Source organism: Burkholderia sp. ABCPW 111, from assembly GCF_000773065.1.
Lineage (GTDB): Bacteria > Pseudomonadota > Gammaproteobacteria > Burkholderiales > Burkholderiaceae > Burkholderia > Burkholderia savannae.
This window is the reverse complement of the sequence record NZ_JPWT01000009.1, coordinates 1-7,361: the sequence shown is the minus strand read 5'-3', so window position 1 is coordinate 7,361 and position 7,361 is coordinate 1. Positions and strand designations below refer to the sequence as shown.

Sequence of the window (7,361 nt, the reverse complement as noted above, 5' to 3'; positions counted from 1 at the left end):
AGACCGCGTATCGCGGCATCAAGCGAGTCGACCAGCACTTCAAGCTGACGATGCTGGCGAGCAACCTGACTCGAATGGCTCGAATACTGGCAGCGGTGCCCAAGGGGCAATGCGATGAGCCGCCCAAGCGCAGCCGTTGCGCGGCAACGCGCCGGCCGGCCCGCTCGCAAGCGAGGCATCCGGCACGATCCATCGGCAACTCAGCGGCCAATCGCATACGAAACCCTTTTAAACAGTGCCCCGATCGTCAAAACAAGGCGCTTTTCAACGCCCTCATAGAAGAGCCTGTTATGAACCTAGATGAATGAAGTCGATGATTTTGGGCAGCATTAGACAGGTGAAGGCGAGGAAATGGAATCCGGCCAGCGTGTGAGGCAAGCGTTTACCGTCGCGCGCGAGGCGTCGAAAGCGCGCAGCCCATGAGAAGCTGCGCTCGACCACCCAGCGTCTGGGCAGCAACACGAAACCGCGCTTGGCCTCGGTGTGGTTGAGCACCTCCAACTCAATGCCGTGGCTTTGTGCTGCCTGACGAGCCGCTTCGCCTGTATAGCCCTGATCCACGTACGCAAGCGCCACGCTCTGGCTGTCTTATCAGCGGCAAAGTTCATAACACCCTGCTAAACGCAGGGAGCAGGTCAAGACCACCTAAATGAGCAAAGATTGACATATTTGTTTCGAAAATGGTGTCGACATTATTTCTTTATTGTGAATTAAGATATTCATTTCGCATTTTTATTCAATAAATTCATCGGCACGCACGCTATAAATGAAAAAGTGAATTTATTTTTTTGAAAAATAAAATAGTTTTTGGAAAAAATTCGTCGATATTTTTAAGGATTAAGTATTTCTCTGGATGAATTGAGGTTGATATGAAATTTTGCGAGGTGTGCCATCGTGAACACTGCTATGGTGTATCGGAGAGGTTACGTGCATGGTACGGCAAGCCTCGGGAAGCTGACGTTGTCCGAGCATCTCGATGCGCTAATGGAGATTGCCGCATCGGCAAGTCAATCTGTTGATGCGGCATCCCTTACGCGGTGCGCCGCCGATGCGATGAGCGCCTCGCATTGTTCGATTTCGCTTCTATTTGAACCGAGAGGGGAACAGCCTCAGATCAAACTCCGGGGATGCAGCCAAGGATGCCCGGATATTGCGTGGAGGGACGTCCTCCATGGCCCTGGAGAGGTGGCTGGCGCCCGCAAGGCAGCCTTGTCGGGGGGGCCAGTCCGTCCGCCGCTGCGGACCGGTGCGCTGGACGGTGTGCTGTCGTCAGGCGATGGGGCGGTTGGAAGGTCTTTTCACGGAGCGTTGCCGAACTTCGCTGCGATTCACTATGCCTTCCCGGTGTCATTTGTCGTGATGAGCCAGACACGTTATGACGCGTTATCGGACGAGTTGCGAGTTCAGCTCGATAAGGCGGCACTATCCATTCAGGTTTTAAATCCCATGAGAAGAGTGTCATGAGCAACCCGATCAAGCATATCGTCATCGTGGGCGGCGGCACCGCGGGCTGGATGGCCGCCTCGTACCTCGTCCGGGCGCTCCAACAGCAGGCGAACATTACGCTCATCGAGTCTGCGGCGATCCCCCGGATCGGCGTGGGCGAGGCGACCATCCCGAGTTTGCAGAAGGTGTTCTTCGACTTCCTCGGGATACCTGAGCGGGAGTGGATGCCCCAGGTGAACGGCGCGTTCAAGGCCGCCATCAAGTTCGTGAACTGGAGGAAGTCTCCCGACCGCTCGCGCGGCGATCACTTCTACCATTTGTTCGGCAGCGTGCCGAACTGTGACGGCGTGCCGCTTACCCACTACTGGCTGCGCAAGCGCGAACAGGGCTTCCAGCAGCCGATGGAGTACGCCTGCTACCCGCAGCCCGGGGCGCTCGACGACAAGCTGGCGCCGTGCCTGCCCGACGGCACCCGCCAGATGTCCCACGCGTGGCACTTCGACGCGCACCTGGTGGCCGACTTCCTGAAGCGCTGGGCGATCGAACGCGGGGTGAAACAGATGGTCGACGAGGTCGTGGAGGTTCGCCTGAACGACCGCGGCTACATCTCCAGCCTGTCCACCAAGGAGGGGCGGACGCTGGAGGCGGACCTGTTCATCGACTGCTCCGGCATGCGGGGGCTCCTGATCAACCAGGCCCTGAAGGAGCCCTTCATCGACATGTCCGACTACCTGCTGTGCGACAGCGCGGTCGCCAGCGCCGTGCCCAACGCCGATGCGCGCGTGGGGGTCGAGCCGTACACCTCCGCGATCGCCATGAATTCGGGGTGGACCTGGAAGATTCCGATGCTGGGCCGGTTCGGCAGCGGCTACGTCTTCTCGAGCAAGTTCACCTCGCGCGACCAGGCCACCGCCGATTTCCTCAACCTCTGGGGCCTCTCGGACAAGCAACCGCTCAACCAGATCAAGTTCCGGGTCGGGCGCAACGGGCGGGCGTGGGTCAACAACTGCGTCGCGATCGGGCTGTCGTCGTGCTTTCTGGAGCCCCTGGAATCGACGGGAATCTACTTCATCTACGCGGCGCTTTACCAGCTCGTGAAGCACTTTCCCGATACCTCGTTCGACCCGCGGTTGGCCGACGCATTCAACGCCGAGATCGTCCACATGTTCGACGACTGCCGGGATTTCGTCCAGGCGCACTATTTCACCACGTCGCGCGACGACACGCCGTTCTGGCTCGCGAACCGGCACGACCTGCGGCTCTCGGACGCCATCAAGGAGAAGGTTCAGCGCTACAAGGCGGGGCTGCCGCTGACCACCACGTCGTTCGACGATTCCACGTACTACGAAACGTTCGACTACGAATTCAAGAACTTCTGGTTGAACGGAAACTACTACTGCATCTTTGCCGGCTTGGGCATGCTGCCCGACCGGTCGCTGCCGCTCTTGCGGCACCGACCGGAGTCGATCGATAAGGCCGAGGCGATGTTCGCCCGCATCCGGCGCGAGGCCGGGCGTCTGCGGACGAGCCTGCCGACGAACTACGACTACCTGCGGTCGCTGCGTGAGGGCGACGCGGGGCTGTCTCGCAGCCAGCCCGGGCCGACGCTCGCGGCGCCGGAAATCCTGTAGTGGAGCGCACCCTGGACCGGGTATGCGCATTCGCGGCCACGCACGCTGCGGTGGCGGCCTGCGATTCGCTGCAGGCGCGCTCGCTCGTTCTGCAGCTGCCGGGCCTGAACCGTAAAAGGGACGTGCCCGGCATCGTTGGCCTGTTGCGCGAGTTCCTCCCGGCGCGTGGCGTGCCCTCCGGCTGGGGCTTTGTCGAGGCCGCCGCCGCGATGCGGGACATCGGGTTTTTCCTGGGGTCGCTCAAGCGGCACGGACACGAGCCCGCGGACGTGGTGCCCGGGCTCGAGCCGGTGCTGCTCGACTTGGCGCGCGCGACCGACCTGCCGCCGCGCGAGACGCTCCTGCATGTGACAGTCTGGAACCCCACGGCGGCCGACGCGCAGCGGAGCTACACCGGGCTGCGCGACGAAGCGCATCTGCTCGAGAGCGTGCGCATCTCGATGGCGGCCCTCGAGGCGGCCATCGAGATGACCGTCGAGCTCTACGACGTGCCCCTGCGGTCGCCCGCGTTCGCGCAAGGGTGCGACGAGCTAGCGGCCTACCTTCAGAAAATGGTCGAATCGATCGTTTACGCTTACCGCTTTATCTCGGTGCAGGTCTTCTACGACGAGCTCCGCCCCTTCTACGAACCGATTCGAGTCGGGGGCCAGAGCTACCTCGGCCCCGGTGCCGTGGAAATGCCCCTCTTCGTGCTGGAGCACGTGCTGTGGGGTTCGCAATCGGACCACCAAGGTTATCGAGAATTCAAAGAGACGTACCTGCCCTACGTGCTTCCCGCGTTCAGGGCGGTCTACGCCCGGTTCGCCGGGGGGCCAGCGCTCGTCGACCGCGCGCTCGGCGAGGCGCAAGCGGCCGGCGCGCGGGGCGAGCACGTCGGCGCCGGGCTGGCTGCCCTCGACCGGGTCTTCGAGGTCCTGCTGCGCTTCCGGGCGCCTCACCTCAAATTGGCGGAGCGGGCGTACGAAGTCGGGCGAAGCGGCCCCACGATCGGCAGCGGGGGGTACGCGCCCAGCATGCTCGGCGATCTACTCACGCTCACGCGTGCCGCGCGGTCCCGCCTTCGCGCCGCGCTCGACGAGCCCTGACACCTGACGCTTGACGCGTGCGGCCATGTGTTCCATCTCACAAGGAGAGTGTGCCCCCATGACTCAGAAGAGCCCCGCGAACGGGCGCGACAACAGCCACTTCGACGTGATCATCCTCGGCTCGGGCATGTCCGGCACCCAGATGGGGGCCATCCTGGCCAACCAACAGTTTCGCGTGCTGATCATCGAGGAGTCGTCGCACCCGCGGTTCACGATCGGCGAATCGTCGATCCCCGAGACGTCTCTCATGAACCGCATCATCGCCGATCGCTACGGCATTCCGGAGCTCGACCGCATCACGTCGTTCTACTCGACGCAGCGTTACGTCGCGTCGAGCACGGGCATCAAGCGCAACTTCGGCTTCGTGTTCCACAAGCCCGGCCAGGAGCACGACCCGAAGGAATTCACGCAGTGCGTGATTCCCGAGCTGCCGTGGGGTCCGGAGAGCCATTATTACCGGCAAGACGTTGACGCCTACCTGTTGCAGGCCGCCATCAAATACGGCTGCACGGTCCGCCAGAAGACGAACGTGACCGAATACCACGCCGACAAGGACGGCGTCGCGGTGACCACCGCCCAGGGCGAACGGTTCACCGGCCGGTACATGATCGACTGCGGAGGCCCCCGCGCGCCGCTCGCGACCAAGTTCAAGCTCCGTGAAGAGCCGTGTCGCTTCAAGACGCACTCGCGCAGCCTCTACACGCACATGCTCGGGGTCAAGCCGTTCGATGACATCTTCAAGGTCAAGGGGCAGCGCTGGCGCTGGCACGAGGGGACCTTGCACCACATGTTCGCGGGCGGCTGGCTCTGGGTGATTCCGTTCAACAACCACCCGCGGTCGACCAACAACCTGGTGAGCGTCGGCCTGCAGCTCGACCCGCGTATCTACCCGAAAACGGACATCTCCGCGCAGCAGGAATTCGACGAGTTCCTCGCGCGGTTCCCGAGCATCGGGGCGCAGTTCCGGGACGCCGTGCCGGTGCGCGACTGGGTCAAGACCGACCGCCTGCAATTCTCGTCGAGCGCCTGCGTCGGCGACCGCTACTGCCTGATGCTGCACGCGAACGGGTTCATTGACCCGCTCTTCTCCCGGGGGCTCGAGAACACCGCGGTGACCATCCACGCGCTCGCGGCGCGCCTCATCAAGGCGCTGCGCGACGACGACTTCTCCCCCGAGCGCTTCGAGTACATCGAGCGCCTGCAGCAGAAGCTTTTGGACCACAACGACGACTTCGTCAGCTGCTGCTACACGGCGTTCTCGGACTTCCGCCTGTGGGACGCGTTTCACAGGCTGTGGGCGGTCGGCACGATCCTCGGGCAGTTCCGGATCGTGCAAGCCCACGCGAGGTTCCGCGCATCGCGCGACGAGGGCGACCTCGATCACCTCGACAACAACCCCCCGTACCTCGGGTACCTGTGCGCGGACATGGAGGGGTACTACCAGTTGTTCAACGACGCCAAAGCCGAGGTCGAGGCCGTGAGCGCCGGGCGCAAACCGGCCGAGGAGGCCGCGGCACGGATTCACGCCCTCATCGACGAACGAGACTTCGCCAGGCCGATGTTCGGCTTCGGGTACTGCATCACCGGGGCCAAGCCGCAGCTCAACAACTCGAAGTACAGCCTACTGCCGGCGATGAAGCTGCTGCACTGGACGCAAACCAGCGCGCCGGCAGAGGTGAAAAAGTACTTCGACTACAACCCGATGTTCGCGCTGCTCAGGGCGTACATCACGACCCGCATCGGCCTCGCGCTGAAGTAGTCGGCCGACAACGACACGAAAACGATGAACGACGTTCAATTGGATCAAGCGGGCACCAAGGAGCATGCCCCGGGGGCGTACGACGCGACCACGCGCGTGGCCGCGAGCTGGTACGTCGCGATGCGCTCGGACGACCTCAAGGACAAGCCGACGGAGTTGACGCTCTTCGGCCGTCCGTGCGTGGCGTGGCGCGGCGCGACCGGGCGGGCCGTGGTGATGGACCGCCACTGCTCGCACCTCGGCGCGAACCTGGCCGACGGGCGGGTCAAGGACGGGTGCATCCAGTGCCCGTTTCACCACTGGCGGTACGACGAGCACGGCCAGTGCGTTCACATCCCCGGCCACAGCCAGGCGGTGCGCCAGCTGGAGCCCGTCCCGCGCGGCGCGCGCCAGCCGACGTTGGTCACCGCTGAGCGATACGGCTATGTGTGGGTCTGGTACGGCTCCCCGCAGCCGCTGCATCCGCTGCCTGAAATCGCCGCGGCCGACGTCGACAACGGCGACTTCATGCACCTGCACATCGCGTTCGAGACGACGACTGCGGTCTTGCGGATCGTCGAGAACTTTTACGACGCGCAGCACGCGACCCCCGTGCACGCGCTCCCGATCTCGGCCTTCGAGCTCAAGATCTTCGACGATTGGCGCCAGTGGCCGGAGGTCGAGTCGCTGGCCCGGGCGGGCGCGTGGTTCGGTGCCGGGATTGACTTCACCGTGAACCGCTACTTCGGGCCCCTCGGCATGCTGTCGCGCGCGTTCGGCCTGAACATGTCGCAGATGAACCTGCACTTCGACGGCTACCCCGGCGGGTGCGTCATGACCGTCGCGCTGGACGGAGACGTCAAATACAAGCTGCTCCAGTGTGTGACGCCGGTGAGCGACGGCAAAAACGTCATGCACATGCTCATTTCGATCAAGAAGGTGGGCGGCGTCCTGCGCCGCGCGACCGACTTCGTGCTGTTCGGGTTGCAGACCAGACAGGCCGCGGGGTACGACGTCAAAATCTGGAACGGGATGAAGCCGGACGGCGGCGGCGCGTACAGCAAGTACGACAAGCTCGTGCTCAAGTACCGCGCGTTCTACCGGGGCTGGGTCGACCGCGTCGCCGAGGCGACCGCTCGACCGGGCCGCCGCGAGTGAGCGGCGATGCGTGAGTCGGCGGCTCTAGCAGGCTGTTGAAAAGCGCCTTGTTTTGACGATCGGAGCACTGTTTAAAAGGGTTTCGTATGCGATTGGCCGCTGAGTTGCCGATGGATCGTGCCGGATGCCCCGCTTGCGAGCGGGCCGGCCGGCGCGTTGCCGCGCAACGGCTGCGCTTGGGCGGCTCATCGCATTGCCCCTTGAGCACCGCTGCCAGTATTCGAGCCATTCGAGTCAGGTTGCTCGCCAGCATCGTCAGCTTGAAGTGCTGGTCGACTCGCTTGATGCCGCGATACGCGGTCT

5 protein-coding genes and 1 pseudogene are annotated in these 7,361 nt (G+C 63.4%); 5 read left to right on the top strand and 1 reads right to left on the bottom strand.

The window, feature by feature from the left end:
- A partial coding sequence (locus X946_RS36020) for a hypothetical protein (RefSeq protein WP_152611620.1) occupies positions 1-308 on the top strand: 308 nt, incomplete at its 5' end.
- Here X946_RS36020 and X946_RS03805 read toward each other — a convergent pair.
- Positions 289-582, bottom strand: a pseudogene (locus X946_RS03805) (IS5/IS1182 family transposase); the annotation flags it as partial. The gene X946_RS36020 and the pseudogene X946_RS03805 sit on opposite strands and share 20 nt — an antisense overlap.
- 878 nt (positions 583-1,460) lie before the next feature.
- On the opposite strand from X946_RS03805, the gene X946_RS03800 reads away from it, so the two are divergent.
- The 4 genes from X946_RS03800 to X946_RS03785 are packed head-to-tail and all read left to right on the top strand — an operon-like array spanning position 1,461 to position 7,058.
- Positions 1,461-3,077 (top strand): tryptophan halogenase family protein, encoded by a 1,617-nt coding sequence (locus X946_RS03800; RefSeq protein ID WP_038744317.1) that lies wholly within the window; start codon positions 1,461-1,463, stop codon positions 3,075-3,077.
- Positions 3,077-4,162, top strand: coding sequence for a monodechloroaminopyrrolnitrin synthase PrnB family protein (locus X946_RS03795; protein ID WP_038744314.1), 1,086 nt, complete (start codon positions 3,077-3,079; stop codon positions 4,160-4,162). The genes X946_RS03800 and X946_RS03795 overlap by 1 nt, the downstream gene beginning before the upstream one ends.
- A gap of 58 nt (positions 4,163-4,220) precedes the next feature.
- The gene (locus X946_RS03790; protein WP_038744311.1) at positions 4,221-5,921 is read left to right on the top strand and encodes an NAD(P)/FAD-dependent oxidoreductase; all 1,701 of its coding nucleotides are present in this window, start codon (positions 4,221-4,223) and stop codon (positions 5,919-5,921) included.
- 24 nt (positions 5,922-5,945) lie between these two features.
- A complete protein-coding gene (locus X946_RS03785; RefSeq protein ID WP_038744309.1) occupies positions 5,946-7,058 on the top strand; it encodes a Rieske 2Fe-2S domain-containing protein in 1,113 nt (370 codons plus the stop codon).
- Positions 7,059-7,361 lie beyond the last annotated feature (303 nt).

Excerpts from the sequence above, each read along its gene's own strand:
- X946_RS03800 (WP_038744317.1), top strand. The coding sequence starts at position 1,461 with ATGAGCAACCCGATCAAGCATATCGTCATCGTGGGCGGCGGCACCGCG.
- X946_RS03790 (WP_038744311.1), top strand. The coding sequence starts at position 4,221 with ATGACTCAGAAGAGCCCCGCGAACGGGCGCGACAACAGCCACTTCGAC.
- X946_RS03785 (WP_038744309.1), top strand. The coding sequence starts at position 5,946 with ATGAACGACGTTCAATTGGATCAAGCGGGCACCAAGGAGCATGCCCCG.